This is a genomic window from Streptomyces sp. NPDC054932, from assembly GCF_053610205.1.
In genome coordinates this window covers 1-14,706 of record NZ_JBSGXU010000082.1, presented here as the reverse complement: position 1 = coordinate 14,706, position 14,706 = coordinate 1, and the positions used below count along the sequence as shown (strand labels likewise).

Annotated in this window: 12 protein-coding genes; 5 read left to right on the top strand and 7 right to left on the bottom strand. The window is 69.8% G+C overall.

Features of this window, described 5'->3' with window-relative positions; genetic code table 11:
- Window positions 1-149: 149 nt before the first annotated feature.
- Window positions 150-1,625, bottom strand: a complete 1,476-nt coding sequence (locus tag ACWGE1_RS22270; protein WP_453422226.1) for an APC family permease — start codon at window positions 1,623-1,625, stop codon at window positions 150-152.
- 289 nt (window positions 1,626-1,914) lie between these two features.
- On the opposite strand from ACWGE1_RS22270, the gene ACWGE1_RS22265 reads away from it, so the two are divergent.
- Window positions 1,915-2,055 carry a hypothetical protein gene (locus tag ACWGE1_RS22265; RefSeq protein ID WP_453422225.1) on the top strand — a complete coding sequence of 47 codons (141 nt, stop codon included), beginning with the start codon at window positions 1,915-1,917 and terminating at the stop codon, window positions 2,053-2,055.
- Between the two features lie 38 nt (window positions 2,056-2,093).
- Here the strand turns inward: ACWGE1_RS22265 and ACWGE1_RS22260 are convergent, their stop codons facing one another.
- Window positions 2,094-2,948: a hypothetical protein gene (locus tag ACWGE1_RS22260; RefSeq protein WP_453422224.1), complete on the bottom strand. Its 855-nt coding sequence runs from the start codon at window positions 2,946-2,948 to the stop codon at window positions 2,094-2,096.
- A 61-nt stretch (window positions 2,949-3,009) separates the two neighbouring features.
- On the opposite strand from ACWGE1_RS22260, the gene ACWGE1_RS22255 reads away from it, so the two are divergent.
- Both ACWGE1_RS22255 and ACWGE1_RS22250 read left to right on the top strand, forming a co-directional pair.
- Window positions 3,010-3,462, top strand: coding sequence for a hypothetical protein (locus tag ACWGE1_RS22255; protein ID WP_453422223.1), 453 nt, complete (start codon window positions 3,010-3,012; stop codon window positions 3,460-3,462).
- 847 nt (window positions 3,463-4,309) lie between these two features.
- A complete protein-coding gene (locus tag ACWGE1_RS22250) occupies window positions 4,310-5,056 on the top strand; it encodes an AAA family ATPase (RefSeq protein WP_453422222.1) in 747 nt (248 codons plus the stop codon).
- On the opposite strand, the gene ACWGE1_RS22245 is transcribed toward ACWGE1_RS22250, so the two are convergent.
- The 3 genes from ACWGE1_RS22245 to ACWGE1_RS22235 form a co-directional block, all read right to left on the bottom strand.
- Window positions 5,019-5,849: a 2OG-Fe dioxygenase family protein gene (locus tag ACWGE1_RS22245; protein ID WP_453422239.1), complete on the bottom strand. Its 831-nt coding sequence runs from the start codon at window positions 5,847-5,849 to the stop codon at window positions 5,019-5,021. The two genes, ACWGE1_RS22250 and ACWGE1_RS22245, sit on opposite strands and share 38 nt — an antisense overlap.
- A gap of 193 nt (window positions 5,850-6,042) precedes the next feature.
- Window positions 6,043-6,600, bottom strand: coding sequence for a hypothetical protein (locus ACWGE1_RS22240; RefSeq protein WP_453422221.1), 558 nt, complete (start codon window positions 6,598-6,600; stop codon window positions 6,043-6,045).
- A gap of 209 nt (window positions 6,601-6,809) precedes the next feature.
- Window positions 6,810-8,378 carry an alpha/beta fold hydrolase gene (locus ACWGE1_RS22235; protein ID WP_453422220.1) on the bottom strand — a complete coding sequence of 523 codons (1,569 nt, stop codon included), beginning with the start codon at window positions 8,376-8,378 and terminating at the stop codon, window positions 6,810-6,812.
- 468 nt (window positions 8,379-8,846) lie between these two features.
- Between ACWGE1_RS22235 and ACWGE1_RS22230 the strand changes: the two genes are divergently transcribed.
- Window positions 8,847-10,349, top strand: coding sequence for a hypothetical protein (locus ACWGE1_RS22230; RefSeq protein WP_453422219.1), 1,503 nt, complete (start codon window positions 8,847-8,849; stop codon window positions 10,347-10,349).
- Window positions 10,350-11,256: 907 nt separating this feature from the next.
- Here the strand turns inward: ACWGE1_RS22230 and ACWGE1_RS22225 are convergent.
- Window positions 11,257-11,691, bottom strand: a complete 435-nt coding sequence (locus ACWGE1_RS22225; RefSeq protein WP_453422218.1) for a hypothetical protein — start codon at window positions 11,689-11,691, stop codon at window positions 11,257-11,259.
- Between the two features lie 457 nt (window positions 11,692-12,148).
- On the opposite strand from ACWGE1_RS22225, the gene ACWGE1_RS22220 reads away from it, so the two are divergent.
- The gene (locus tag ACWGE1_RS22220; protein ID WP_453422217.1) at window positions 12,149-12,661 is read left to right on the top strand and encodes an SRPBCC family protein; all 513 of its coding nucleotides are present in this window, start codon (window positions 12,149-12,151) and stop codon (window positions 12,659-12,661) included.
- A 733-nt stretch (window positions 12,662-13,394) separates the two neighbouring features.
- On the opposite strand, the gene ACWGE1_RS22215 is transcribed toward ACWGE1_RS22220, so the two are convergent.
- Window positions 13,395-14,706, bottom strand: a 1,312-nt coding sequence (locus ACWGE1_RS22215; protein ID WP_453422216.1) for a polyprenyl synthetase family protein, incomplete at its 5' end; no start/stop codon positions are given.

The following is a 14,706-nucleotide window of genomic DNA, read 5'->3' as shown; positions in this document are numbered from 1 at the left end:
AGCGGGCGGACCACCACCAAACCCCGCCCGGAAGTCGTCCCGTCACCCGGGCGCCCACCAGACCGGCCCCCGTGTCCGGTGACCTGTTGACTGCAATCTCTCCGCCTCGTCAGGGGGAGGTCCCTTCTGGACAGAGGAGCGCTGCCTCATCAGCCGATGAAAGAGTCCACTTCGCCCGGCTCCGTCTCCAGTGCTCGGCGGTCGAACGTGAGCATGGCGGCGAAGAACAGGCCGCCCAGGATCAGGAGGCCCGCCACGATCACGACGGAGACCAGTGCCTCTCCCGGAGCGACCAGCACGAACAGGGCGACGAGCGTCCATACCAGGGCGCAGATTGCGACCGGCAGTTCGAAGCGTCCGAGGTCGAAGGCGCCCTTCTTGCGGCTGAGGCGTCCGCGTACTGCCAGGTAGAGCACGATCGTCGAGCCGTAGGTGAGGGCGGGGAGGATGGTCGAGGCTGTGATCAGCTCCAGCAGCGCGGCGCCGGGCAGCGCGACCATCAGGACGACGCCCAGGGCGAAGACCAGTACGGTCGCCGGGATCGGCGTCCTCGTGCGGGGATTCACGCGCCGCATCAGACGGTGGGCGGGGAAGCGCGCGTCGCGCGACATCGCGAAGACGATCCGTGAGCACGCGACCATCGCCACGACCCCGGCGCCGAAGAACGCGATGGTGATCGCGACCAGCAGCGTCCTTTCCATCGCCGGACCGAGCTGGTCGCGCATGATCGCCGCGACCGGGGAGCCGGTGTGGCTGATGCGGGGAATGTCGTCGATCGCGATGGTGAGCGTGATCAGGAACAGCATGCCCAGGACGCTGGCCGCCACGACCGACCCCACGATCGCGCGTGGAATGGTGCGGAACGGGTCCTTGGCTTCCTCGGCCAGGTTCGCGGCCGAGTCGAAGCCGACGAGTGTGGCGAGTCCCATGATCATCGCCAGCATCAATCCACCGCCGACCGCGAAGTAGTCGGGGGCGTTCTCGACGACACCGCGCGAGGTGAGGTTGCCGGCCGAGCCGTTGCCCGTGACCGCGACGGCGATGACGAGGGCGACCGCCACCACCACGACGAGCGCCAGTTCGAGCCCCACGGCGACCGTGTTGATCAGGCTGACGAGGCGCGTGGAGGCCACGGCCAGCACGGTTTGGACGAGCAGTACCACGAGCGTGATCAGGCGTGCGGTGTCCTCGTCCGGCTCGATACCGACGAGCGGCATGAACGCCTGGCTCGCCAGCGCGTTGTCGATCGCCACCACGCCGATCGCCAGGTAACAGAAGGTCAGCCAGCCGAACCACCAGCCGATCTTCGGGGTGGCCAGCCGTGAGGCCCATTGATAGGAGGAGCCGCTGAGCGGGATGCGGGCCGCGAACTGCGCTACCACCAGCGCCACCAGGGTCTGCCCCACGGCCGCGACGATCCACAGCCAGATGCCGACAGGCCCGGCGGCCAGCAGTACTTCGTCGTAGGTCGCGAAGATGCCGACCGCCACCGAGATGAACGCGAACGAGATCGCGAACACCTGAAAGGGGCCGAGGGTGCGTTTCAGCTCCTGCCGGTAGCCGCCGGCCTCGACGGACCCTGCATCGCCCTGGGTATCGGACGAAGACTCCGCCACCGCGGCCACCTCACCTTCCAGGGACTCCTCCGGTGCCGCTGCACGGCAGGAAGGACCCGATCACTGCACCATTTTCACCATCTTCCACCGCTATATTCCGCTCGACTCACGCGACCGGCCGTGTCAATGCGACGATCGACCTCGGCAGCGTCTTCCGGTCGCCCTTGCGGTACCGATCCACCGATCGCTGACTGACCCCCGGCACCTCCACGACGGCCTTGGTCGACTTCTGCCGGGTGATGTTCTGTCAGTGCTTATCGGTGGCGTGCGGGTGCCCTGGGGCATCGGAGGGGAAGGCGTGCCACGTCAGGCACGAGCCCGTAGCAAGGTCTGGGCCATCGTCGGGGCCTGGCTCGTCGCCGTCCGCCTGCTGTTCGGGAACTTTCGAGGCGCCGGGGCGCACGGCCACAGCTGCGAGGCCGGCGCCGGCGACGCCTGAGGCGGGGTGGATGAGGCCGGTGTTTGCTCCTGGGCGCTTCAGCGGAAGGCGGGGAGAGCGAGGGCGAGAGTGCCCCAGCCGATGAGGATGGTGATGCTCACGAGGATCAACGGCAGGGGCAGCCACTTGAATACGGCGCCCAGGCTCTTGCACACGGCCACGCGCGCGGGGTGCCTGGGGTGGTAGGCGACGTTGTACGTCTCGCCGCGTACGCCGCTGGGGGTGGGGGCGGAGCGGAGCCTGCCCTCGGTGTCGGTGTAGCCGTAGGCGACACGACCGTGGATGAGGACGGGCTGCGCCTCGATCGTGATGCCGTGACGGGGCAGGTACCACTCGTTCCACAGGATCGCGACCGTGCGGACCGCCAACCGGCCGATCGCCAGGCCGGTGGAGCCGAGCAGCAGCACGGCGAGCGCGCGGCTCACGTGATCTCCGGCGATCACCACGCCCGCGGCGAGGGCGACGAGTCCGAGGCCGACGGCGGCCATCGTGCAGCGGATGACGAACTCGGCAGGCTGCAGCGGCTCCGCGTCCTCCTCGCCGTCTGCCTCCCGGTCGGCGTCCGCGTCGCCCCGGGGCGTGACCGTCACGAGCGTGGAGCCGTCCACCAGGCCCTCGTCGGCGGGGCGTTCGGGCAGCGAGCCGTTGACCGCCTCCTCGAAAACGGTGGCCGAGGCCCGGCTCACGCCCTCGATCCGGTACAGGTTCGGCTCGGTCCCGGTCGGGGCCGTCAGTTCCACGGCCACCACCCGCCCGTTCGCGTGCACGCGTGCGACGGCGGCGAGGGGGATGCGCACCTCCTCGTGGGTGCGGAGCAGGAGCAGTCCGCCGCTGTCGGCGCGGAGTTCGGCGCCGTCACCCAGGAGGACGGGTATGGACGAGATGATCGACATGGGCGCGATCGTAAGCGGTGGGGGTTCCCCGAAGGTACCCCGAAGACGTACGGTCACCGCTGTGGACATGGTCATCCTGGTACTCAGCGCGTTCCTCCTGGCGGGCGGCGGCCTGCTCCTCTTCGGCCTGATGTGCTTCAACGGCGAGAGGAGCACGCTCAGTCAGATGAGGGAACTGGAGAACACGGGCGTCGAGGTCCCTGCGGTCCTGGTCGCGCTGGAGCCACTGGTCCGCACCGACACCCTGCGCGCCTACTACGAGTACCCGACGGCGGGCGGCTCACAGGCCCGGCACACCATGGGCGTCGGCCCCAACCCCCTGCACATCGTGGGCGAGACGTACTCGCTGGTGCGACTGCCGCGCGTGGCGACGAAGGTCCACGTGGGCACGATGGCCGCGGTGCGCAAGGAGCGCGGGGACCGCGAGAGGTACGTCCGCCACGCCGTGTGGATGATGATCGCGGGCTTCACGGCGTGCGCGACGGCCGTGACAGGCCTCGTGCTCGTCCCCTGACCCGCCCTTCCTCCGAGGTCCCCTCCGGGGGTCCGGGCGAAGGCCGGGGGGAGCCGGGCATGTGGACCGCGAGGCACGTGGACCGGCTCCAGGTCGTAGCGGGGGTGGGGCCGAAGCCGAAGCCGCTGTTCATCACGTAGGCGCGGCGTCCCTTGAGACGGGTGGCGCCGTCGGCGACGGCCCGGTTGCCTCGATCAGTGGGATGAGGCGACGGGTCTTGACCCTGGCGGCCGCCACGAAGATCTCCTGCTCGGCGCCAGTCTTGGGGACGTCGAGAAGACGCTGGTGCAGAGCCGCAGTCCGCCGTCCTCACGGACCTGAAGCTCGAAGGCGTACTCGCGGCGGGGGCCGAGATTGGCTGTCGCCCTGGCAACGCCGCGGGTCCACCGGTAGTCGGGGCCGACGTGCACGGCCAGGGAGGGCACACCTGGTGCGGGTGGCGCTCACGACCGCGTCCGGGCCCTGACCGAGCTCGTACGCGTTCCACGGCGCGGAGGAAGGATCGTCATCTCCACCAGCCACCCACCGCGGACTGGCTCGCAGATGGCGGCAGTTACTTCGAGGCCCGCCACGTCGAGGAATGCTGGTACGCCGACATGACCCAACGCTGCTGGCGCTGCTGGGCGCCAGCCCCTCCAGGCATGGTTCGACGACTTCGCCGCCGCGGGCCTTGCTGTCGACCGCCTCATCGAACACCGACCCGCCCACTCGATGACCCGCCATCACTCGACCGATTACGAGAAACTGGCCCACCGACCGGGTTCATCGCGTTCCAGCTCCACCGGCAGCCAGGTGCCCCTGATCTCCGTCCTGACCATTCGTGATTGCCTGCATCCGAGTGCCGCCCATGCAATACCGCCCGACCCTCGTCGTAGTCAGCGGCCCTCCCGCCACAGGGAAGACCACGCTCGCCCGCGCCCTCGCACTGCAGCTGGGCTGCCCCGCGGTCATCCGCGACGAGATCAAACAGGGCATGGTCATGAGCAACCCAAATCACCAGACCGCCGGCGACGACCCCCTCAACATCCCCACCCTGGACGTCTTCTTCAAGACCATCACCGTCCTCCTTCAGGCAGGGGTCACCCTCGTCGCGGAGGCGGCCTTCCAGGACCGGCTCTGGCGACCAGGCCTGGAGCCCCTCCTGGACATCGCCGACCTCCGCATCATCCGGTGCACCACGCCCACCTCGACCATCACGGAACGCATCGCCGAGCGCACCCGCACCGACAGCCACCGGGCGGCCCACGGCGATGAGGCCCTGCTCGCCGACATCGAAGCCGGCGCCTATGACCCCGAGCAGTTCAAGGCCATCAGCCTCGACGTCCCGACCTTGGTTGTGGACGCATCGGACGGCTACACGCCCGGAACCGCCGAGATCCAGGCGTTCCTGCGGACACCACAACCGCCACTCCGTCCTCGGGGACAGCGGTGTGCACAGCCGTACGACGAGCAGCGGGCGTCAGCCGAAGACCTCGTCGAGGGTGGTTGCGATGAGTCCCGGGAGGGAGAGGAGGCGCGGGCACGTGTTCGGCGGGCTGGGGGTGGTGGTGCCGGTGTCACAGCTGGGGGACGTACGGGGCGAGGCCGACGATGAGGATGGACCGTTCGCCCGGCCCTGGTTCGGAGCCCGCGCGGACCGGGCCGACGTAGTGGCTGACTCTGTGGTCGTGGACGGCGTAGCCATCCAGTGGGTCGGTGAGGGTGAAGGCGGCGTGGATGTCCGCCCACGGGTCATCGGGCTGCAGCCCTGCGCTGCCCGGTGTGGCGATGACGTTCTGTCCGCCGGTGACGTTGGTACGGCTGATCAGGTGGGCGAAAGTGAACGTGCTGGCGGAACCTCCGTCCTGGTGCAAGCAGTTCGGGGAGGAAACGGCCTCCTGGCCGGGTCGGTCGACACCGAGCCTGATCAGGTGGACACCGGCCCACAGCGGCCGTCTCCCCAGATTCTTCAGGGACAGGACCTGCTCAATGTCCCAGCGCAGGAGTCGCAACAGCAGAGCGTTGCCGCGCAGCGCCTCGGGGATGTCGGGGAGCACGCGCCGCGTCCGCGGGTGCTCAGGGTCGTCCTCGCCCTGGGAGAAGTCGGTGACCGTACCGTGTACGGGGTCGGGGGTTCCTGGAATCCAGGACAGTTCGTCCTTCCACGGCAGGTACACGGCATGGGAGTACCGGCGGAACCTATTCGTTCCCGGAGCGTACGGGTCAGGCGGCAGAGCCTCGAAGACCTCCCGGATCCCGGCCAAGTCCCTCGCGGCGGAGCCGGCCAGGGTGATACCGAGTTGCTCAGCGTCGTAGCGGACGAACCCGCGCTCGCGCAGACCGCCCGTCCTCTCATCCGGACCCCCCGCATCAGAGGGCGATCGCCGCTGGGGTTCAGCCTTTTCCACGTGTTCCTCCAACAGGTCACCACAAGGGCTGTGACGCTGGCGGCCCGTGCCGGCCCAAGCCACGACTCCCCCGTCACGCCCGGGGCTTGACGCGGCCGGGCTGCCCGGCTGCTGAGCGTCCTACGGGGCGCCGGAGGAAGCAAATCCGATCTGCGATTTTCATGTGGACACGGCTCTGGCCGAAGGCCAGAGTCTAGGACAGCGGCCGGCCGCCAAGGCCAGTCCGTTTGACGCCGCGAGGTGAGAACGTCGTCGGTCCTATCCATCCCTGGCGGACGAGGGCGATCTGGGAGGGCAGCGGCGACACCGGGTCGAGTGCCCTCCCCCGGGCCCAGTTCTCGAACAGCCCCTCGGTCGTCTCGACCGCGGACACCACCATGGTCACCTTCAGGTCCCCGTCGCTCCAGGTGTTCCACAGCGCCCAGCCCTCCGGCCTGGGGCCGACGCCGATCCGTGCACACACCTCCTCGTACGTCTCCTCCACCCCGGCCGGCATGGCCCCGGGCTTCAACACCCAGGCTCCGACGAGGCGGACCAGAGGCCGGTCCTCGTCCAGGCAGCCGTCACCCTCGAAGTGGTAGTGGCGCAGAGCCCGAGCAAGCACGTTCACGCTGCGCTGGAGCGGTGTCGCCTCGTCCGGGTCTGCCTGGAACGAGAGCCATCCTTCGTTGGATGCCTCCACACTGACGCGGTTGGCGAGACGCTCGATCTCCCGGAGATAGTCCAGGTCACTGAGCTCGGGTGAAGTCATGGCCCGAAGTTTCGCACCATGCCGCCGGCACCGACACAGGTTATCGATCCGGTATGCAGCACCCTGCGCACAGCACTTCCAAGCGACAGGCTCCAGTCGTGTCCGCAAAGTCCCGCCGCCCCTTCGGGCGGACGGCGCTGCTTTGCGGACACTCTCCAGGCGACCTCCACCTGGCCGGGGCCATGCCGTCAGCTTCGTGCCCTCGGCCCCTACGGGAACGGCGGCGGGTCCTGGCAGGTCACGTCTGCGGCAGGCAGCCGGCCCGTCGCGAGGTACTTGTTGACCGTGACGTCGGCACAGGAAGCCGGTTCGGAGAGGTACACACCGTGCTTCTCGCCGCCCAGCGCCAGCACCATCCGTGAGCCCTTGAGCGCCTTGTGCAGGCCCTGGCCGCTGGCCAGCGGGGTCTGCGAGTCCCACTCGTTCTGCACGGTCAGCACGTCGGCCCGGGTCTTCATGGGCGTCGCGGACTCAACCGGCCGCTGCCAGAAGGCGCACGGCTTGATGTTCGACGCGAAGTCCCCGTACAGCGGATACTTCGCCTTGTCCCGCGCCGCGTCCCGCGCGTACTGATCGGGGTCGCGCGGCCAGGCGTCCGTGTCCCCGCACACCACGGACCAGTAGACGGCCATGCCATCGGAATCGGAGTCGGCGGCTGCGGCTGCGGCTGCCGCGGCGCCCGGCCCCGGGGTGTTCAGCTCGGAGGCGGTCGCCCCGGGTGACCGGGACCCGGCGAGCAGTTGCTTCAGATCCGGCGCGTCGCCGTTCGCCGGCCCGGGCCCGTTCTCGGCCAACGACTTGAGGTACTTGATGACGGCCGAGGCTCCGTACGGGGAGAAGAACAGCGAGGGTTCCGACCTGATGTCGTCACCCGTGACCTTCTGCCCGTCCTGGACGATCGGATCCCTGTCGGCCCGGGCCACCAGGCTCCAGAAGGTGGCGGACACGTCTTCGGGAGTGGTGCCGAGCCCGTATCGGTCCGAGCGCTCCGCGGCCCACCGCGTCCACCGTGCGAAGGCGGGCTCCGCTTCGGTGGCCCACACCTGGATCATGCCGCGCCAGACGCGCTGCGGATCCACCCCGCTGTCCAGCACGAAGCGGTCGGTGCGCTGCGGGAACATCTGGGAGTACACCGCCCCGAGGTAGGTGCCGTACGAGTAACCCAGGTACGAGATCTTCCGCTCGCCGAGCGCCGCGCGGATGACGTCCAGGTCGCGGGCCGTGTTGCGGGTGGTGATGTGGGGAATGACGTCGCCGGACTTCTCGCGGCACTTGTCGGCGACGCTTCGCGCCCAGGCCACGTCCGAGGGGAACGTCTCGGGCCGGTACGCGCCACCGAGGCCCCGCTCGGCCGCGCTCAGCCCGCAGGAGATCGGGCTGCTCTTGCCAACCCCGCGCGGGTCGAAGCCGATGAGGTCGTACTGGTCCCGTACGTCCTTGGGCATCCTCGCGTTCAGGACCACCGGCCGGAACAGCCCTGACGCGCCGGGGCCACCGGGGTTGAAGAGTAGGACCCCCCGCCGCTTGCCCGGGTTTTCGGTCTTGATCCGGGATATCGCGAGGTCGAGCGTGCGGCCCTCGGGATGCTGGTAGTCGAGCGGCACCTTGAGGGTCGCACACTCGTACGTCACCGGCTGCTCGGGGCTGCAGCGGTGCCAGTCCGGCTGCTGGCGCATGTAGCCGGGGGTCTGGGCGGCAGCTGCCTGGGGAGCCGTCAGCAGGGGCACAGAGGTCGCGATGAGTCCGACCGTGGCGAGCAGTGGTGCGAGGCGTTTCATGGGAGGCGTGCCGTCCTTCTTCCGGTGAAATCGCTGGTGTGCCCACTGTGTTGCATCGGCGGGCACCAGCGAATCCCCAGTAAGAACCGTCCCTGGTCCCTCTCTGGTACCACGCGATATTCGGACAGTTGGCGAAGATTCGGCTCCCGAATGCTCCGCTCCTCGTTCAGGGCGCAACCACGGCACCGGCCTGACACAGGCGTGATCACCGCTGGTACGCGAGGGTCCTACGACCGGCTCGGGGCGCCCGGCGGACACCGCGCGCGCCCCGGTAGTCCGCTCCCCCTCGAGTAGGACGTTGGTTGATCCGGGCAGGGCGGAATCGAGGCGGCGCCGGTGCCACGGGATGCCTGCGGCTCCGGCGGATACCCTCTGCGGGTCAGTTCGCAGACCGCCGGCTGGACGTGCGAGCCGACGAGGGAGCCGTCGGGCGGCCGGGGTCAGGAGGCGAGGTGGCAGGATGACGTGGTGTCCGACTCTCTCCGTGAACTGTGGCTGCGCGGCATCGCCTTCAACGCGGCGGCGCCCGCCGACGTGCTGATACGTCTCCTGGACGAAGCGGCCGGTGAGGCCGGCTTGCTGATGTGCGAGGGCCGCGACCTGCCCGACGCCGTCATCGACGCGGCCCTGCGCCACCCGGTCGAGCGGATCCGCCGCGCCCTCGCCCGCAACCTGCGCGTCGACCCCGCACGACTCGCTCCCTTGGCATCGGACCCTTCGGGACTCGTCCGTGCCTATCTCGCCGGCGGCACCCGCACCCGTCTCGAGCCCCGGTGGGTCCGGCCCCTGACGGCCGACATCCTCGTCACCTTCCTGACCGCCCAGGACGGGGGCGAGGACGGCAGGCTCTCCGCACGGGACATCGTCGGGGAGCTCTGGTCCTCCCGGCGGGTCCCTCTGTCCTTCCCGCGGGACATGGCCGGTCACGCCCACCCAGCGCTCCGTCTGTACGCCGCCTTCCAGTGGCAGTCGCTCACCGCTGCGCAGCGCGATGTCCTGCTCGACGACCCCGACCCCGCCGTACGGGAAGCAGCCAGGGAGGGCAGCCGGCGGCTGGACCCGGAGGCGGTGGAGGCCGAGCTGCCGCCCATCGGATCACGCTACGCGGTGTACGTGCTCAGCACTTGTGCCCTGTCACCCGCGGTCGTCGAGCGGTGCTTCGCGGAGGACGTGGTGCACCCGCTGGCGCGGAACCGCCATACCCCGGCCGACGCCCTGGCCCGGCTCGCCCGCCACCCGGACACGGAGATCCGCAGGCTGGTCGCCACCCGGCCCGACCTGGGAGCGGCGGCGGAGCTGAGGCAGGATCCGGACGAGGACGTACGGATGCGTGCCCGCCTCCAGCCCTCCATCCGTACCTGGGCCGAATTCGAGGCGGTCCGCAAGGTCGTCGACCACGGTCCCGACTGCACCTGCCCGATCACGCAGCCGGCCACCGAGCCGTCGCCCGACTGGTACGCCACCTGCGCGGCGTCCGAGGAACCGGTGCTCCGCCGGGTTGCGGCGAGCTGGCCCGGCCTGCCCGCAGAGCTCGTCGGGACACTCGCGCAGGACGACGACGAGGAAGTACGGATTTGGCTGGCCTGCCACCACCCACTGGCTCCGCCGCACCTCCTCCTGGACGTATTCGTGACCCGCCCGGCCCACCGTCCGCACCTGCTGACCCTGCCCGCGTTCCCCCGCACCGGCCGGGCCCACCTCATCGGCCACCCGGACCCCGAGATACGCGCCCTGGCCGCAGCCGACCCCGCCCTGACCGCACCTCCGCTGGACGACCCCGACGATGCAGTGCGCCGGGCAGCCGCCGCCAACCCGACCCTGACACCGGAGACCCTGGAAACGCTCCTCACCGACCCCCGCACCGCAGAGGGCGCCGCGGCCAACCCGTCCTTCCCCGTCCCCCGCATGCACGCACTCCTCGACCACTGCCTGAACGGCGCCGCCACCCCGCCGACGGCGGCCCGAGGCTGAGGGACGACACCCACGCCGGCCGCCGCCGGGCATACCCGGTCACGGACGAGCACCGGGGACTGGGCCGCACGCGCGGCCGGGCTTCACCTCTCGTACCTGAAAGGGTCGCTCCCCCGTGCCTGGCCGACAGCAGGGATCAGGCCGGGCGAATCGGTTCGGCGTGCGGCCTCTGAGGGCCCTGTCCTGCCAGCACAGCTGTCAGATACCGCATGGAAGCAGGCGCGCACCCGATCAACACCACGGATCCGCCATCACGGCACTCGGCCACCTGCCAGCCGCTCTGGACCAACCGGGAATCCACGCGTTCTCTCGGCCGGACCCGAACCACTTCCAGCCGATCCACCGGAATCGGACTTCGGCGCAAATCCGCGAACTCCGTCGGCGTGACATGAAGCGTGCGAGGCGAGGCCCAGAGGAAGACCAACGATGTACCCCGGCAGTACGGACGTTTACCGAGGACACAGGCAGCGAAACCCACCTCCGCCCCCGCCGCGAAGCTGTGGGCCTGCCTCTTGGCCTTCCTGCCTTCATGACCCCACGTCAGCAGGCTTCCGACAGCGAGCTCCAGCAGCACAACCGCCCCCTCAGCGCATTCTCCTGGCCCACAATCGAAACAGGCAGAACACAACCGCGTCCTCCTCCTCAAGGATGAGTGCGTAACCGACGGACCGGTTGGACCGGCAACCCGCCTTCACGGGTGCGGGTAGTCGTGGCCCGGCGGTGTGTACTCGCGGTCCGGGAGTTCGGCCACCCCATGGAGGACGACCGCTCGCACTCCGACAACTCCCCCGGCAGGCCGTCCTCGGCTGCCTCGTCGATTGCTCCTGGGGTGGAGGCGTTTGGCGTGGCCCGGTGCGCCCTTCCGGCACCTCGCGAAATCAGCCACGCCGGGGTGCGCGCGGAAAGCTCAGCCGAACCGCCGAAATCGGCTCATGCGTCGGGCAAGGCGCCAAGCGCCGTAGCGAACAGCATTCAACGACCACAGCGACAACCAATAGACGGAGAAGCTCATGAGGAACAGGATCGCGACACGGAAAGCATCACCGACGGCGGCCGATGGCTGAAGTTTGATCAGTGAGACAAAAATCAGCGCGGCCACGACCGGAAAGGCTACAGGTGCACACACCGCCAGCGCCTTCCATGCACGGCCTCCGCGCATGACCAACCGCTCAAACCAAAAGGCAACAGGAAAGACGACAAGACTTGCGGCAAACCCCACGCCAGCGATGACCAGAACGACCTCGGCGTATTCTCTGGCGATAAAGTCATCGTCAATCAAAAAGACTGCCACAATCGGAAGGCTGACGACCATGAATGCCAATACGATGACTGCTGTCGTCATGGCGATGGACAGTGAGTGCCGAAGGACCGCCCACAGTCGAGAACCAGGATTGTAGACAGGTGCGGGACCGTCGAAGGCGGCGGCGTGTGGATTCGTCGGGGGTTTGCCAGGCAAAATTCACTCCTTCACGTTGGGCCGGTCTCACAGTCCCTGACGCGTCCGCCCGCCTCCGCGGTTGCTACGGACGGGCCGGCGGAAGGGCGTCCGACTCGAGGACGCGCCGACTGCCGCAGCTCGCCCAGGATTGGTCGCCTCACGCCGATAGGCGACGCGCAGACCGACAGCGCCGAAAACGGCCCCGAACCACTGATCACAAAGACCCTGTTCCGGCTCATTGCGTACGTGCCCGAATCCATCAGGAGTCCAGCGCGACGCCCGCAGGGGAACTCCGCAGCGGGGGCGCCGGTTCCGGGTGGAGCTTGCGACCGCTACCGTCGTGCTCCGAGGAGGGAGCCACATGCCCCGCACGTTCAGCGTTTGCGACACCACCATCGTCGCGGCCGACCCGTCGACGGTCTACCGGCACGTTTCCGACCCGGCCCTCATGGGCCGATGGAGCCCGGAGAACCTGGGCGCGACCCCGGCCGACGGGCCCGGCACCGCAACACGGGTCGGAATGGTCTTCGACGGCCACAACAAGCGCGGCCCGTTCCGCTGGACGACCCGCTGCACGGTGACGGCCGCCGACCCGGACCAGGTCTTCCGGTTCAAGGTCCACGCCATAGGCCTGCGCCGCCCGTGGCTGCGCGGCCCGATCGCCACCTGGGAGTACCGTTTCGCCGCGGTACCCGAGGGCACCGAGGTGACGGAGACGTGGACCGACGACCGGCGCAGCTGGCCCGACCCGCTGGCCAACGCGTTCGACAGGATCGCGACGAGCGGACACACCTTCGCCGAGTTCCAGCGCAAGAACATCCGGGCCACCCTGCGCAACCTCAAGTCGGAGCTGGAAACGCACCCCGCCCCCTAGTTTCGGGCAGACCCGCCCCCGCGGCCGCGGCGGACAGAATGCGCTCGGCCGCGCGGGCCGGGGTCGTCGCCATCACTGTGCCCACCGGACTGCCCGATCGGACGGCACGGGTACGGAGGGGATCCCGGGGGTGCGGTGGCGGGCTTCGGGGCCCGGTGCGAGGGGGACGGGCGTCCTCTTGGCACTATCCGGCCCGCGCCTCCAGCCACACGGCGGGCGGAGCGGTTTCGCGTGGCACGGTGGCAAGGCGACAAGAGGCCCGCGCACGCGGGGCCCGGCCGGTCGACGAAGCCACCCCGGACGGCCCTGCCACGGATGCCGGGACACTGCGCCCCTCCCAGCCGCCCGGCCACCCGAGCGGCCCAACCGGCGTGACGTACGGCGGCCATGGCCGTTGAGTTCACAGCACGTGTGCCGCCGACCCACCACCCCGGGCCGGAATCCGTGTGACGGCCCCGCCAGACCCGACCGGCGGCGGGGCCGTCGACACCTCCCCGACCGCTCTGCCGGTTCATGCCGGAAAGGCCACGCCCGCCTGCGGAAGCACGCTGTCGCCTGGGGCCCGGCGCGGTGCGTGCTGGTTCCGGCCAGGATGACACTCCCCCGCGGCGCCAACTGGTGGTCACCGCGCTTGCTCCGGCTGCGTTTCCGCACTCCGCGGGCCCAGGACGCCGGGATCGGCGTGTAGCCAGGCCCGACCCGCATCCATGGAAAACCACCCCGATCACCCCGATCACCCCAACAGTGACTCCAGGTCCGGTCGTTGCGGAACCCGTCGCGTGACCGCGTAGTCGATCAGCGCGGACAGCGATGCGCGCGGAGGGCCTTCCGGCAGTGTCTCGAGCGCGACCGCCGCCCGGACGGCCTGCTCGCGTGCCAGAGCACGGGTCACGTCGAGCGCTCCGCTCGCGCGGACGAGCGCCACCGCCTCGTCGACCTCGTCCGCCGTCGGGCACCCGCCGCGCACGAGGCTCGTCAGTCTTCCTTGCGTACGCCGCAGCGCGACCAGCACGGGATGCGCCAGCGTGCCCTCGCGCAGCACGGCGCCCGCCGTGTTGTCCCCCGGCCCCGTGGCCCCTGTGAGCATGCGGATGTCCTCGGTCAGCCGGAACGCGACGCCGAGCGCACGGCCGTAGCTCGCGAGTGCTCCGGCATGCTCGGGATCGGCTCCCGCCACGACGGCGCCGAGCCGGCACGGCAACTCGAACGACGATGCGGTCTGCAACTCGACCAGCGACAGATGCTCGTCCTCGGTCACCCCCGGATCGAACGCGTGCTGCCGCTCGCGGATCCGGCCGGTGCACACCTTCGTGACGGCTTGGGAGAGGACCGCGAGGGCCTGATGGCCGCCGTCGGTGGCGAGGTGCAGGGACTTCGACATCAGCAGGTCGCTGACCAGGATGGCGAACCTGTTTCCCCAGCTGGAGTGCGGTTTCGGGGTGTTCTCCACGCCGAGTTGCGCGAGCGCCGCCAGCGCGCTCAGCTCGATCGCGGCGCCCAGCTTGATGCGGCAGCGCGTGCCGGGGTCACCGAAATGGCTTGCCAGCAGGAGCAACAGCGCCGGCCGGAACGGGACCCCGGGATCTCCCCAGCCCGCCGTGGCCATGCGGGCCAGGAAGGGCCACTCGTCCCGGACGGAGCTCGTCATGAGCTCACCGACGCCGAGGAGATCGGCGCGTACGTCGACCCCGGGGGCCATCAGCGCGGCCACGTCGTCGATCGTGCGGTTCGCCCGGAGTTCGCCGATGCCCTCGGGCAGGAGAACCGCCCGGCGGCACAGCGCGAACGGCGCGCGCTCGCTGTCGAAGGTGCTCTCCAGGACCCGCCAGACGAACTGGTACCGCTGGGCCGACCGGCGGCCGGCCGCCAACCACCCGGAGTACGAATGCTCCAGCAGCAATGCGTGGTCCCGTAGATCCGGACGCGCGGGATCGCCGGTCAGCCCGCGGTCGATCACCTCGGCCGCGGTCTTTCCGGACTCGAGCGCGTAGCTGATGCCCTCCCCCGTGAACGGGTTCACCAGCCCCGCCGCGTCGCCGACGAGC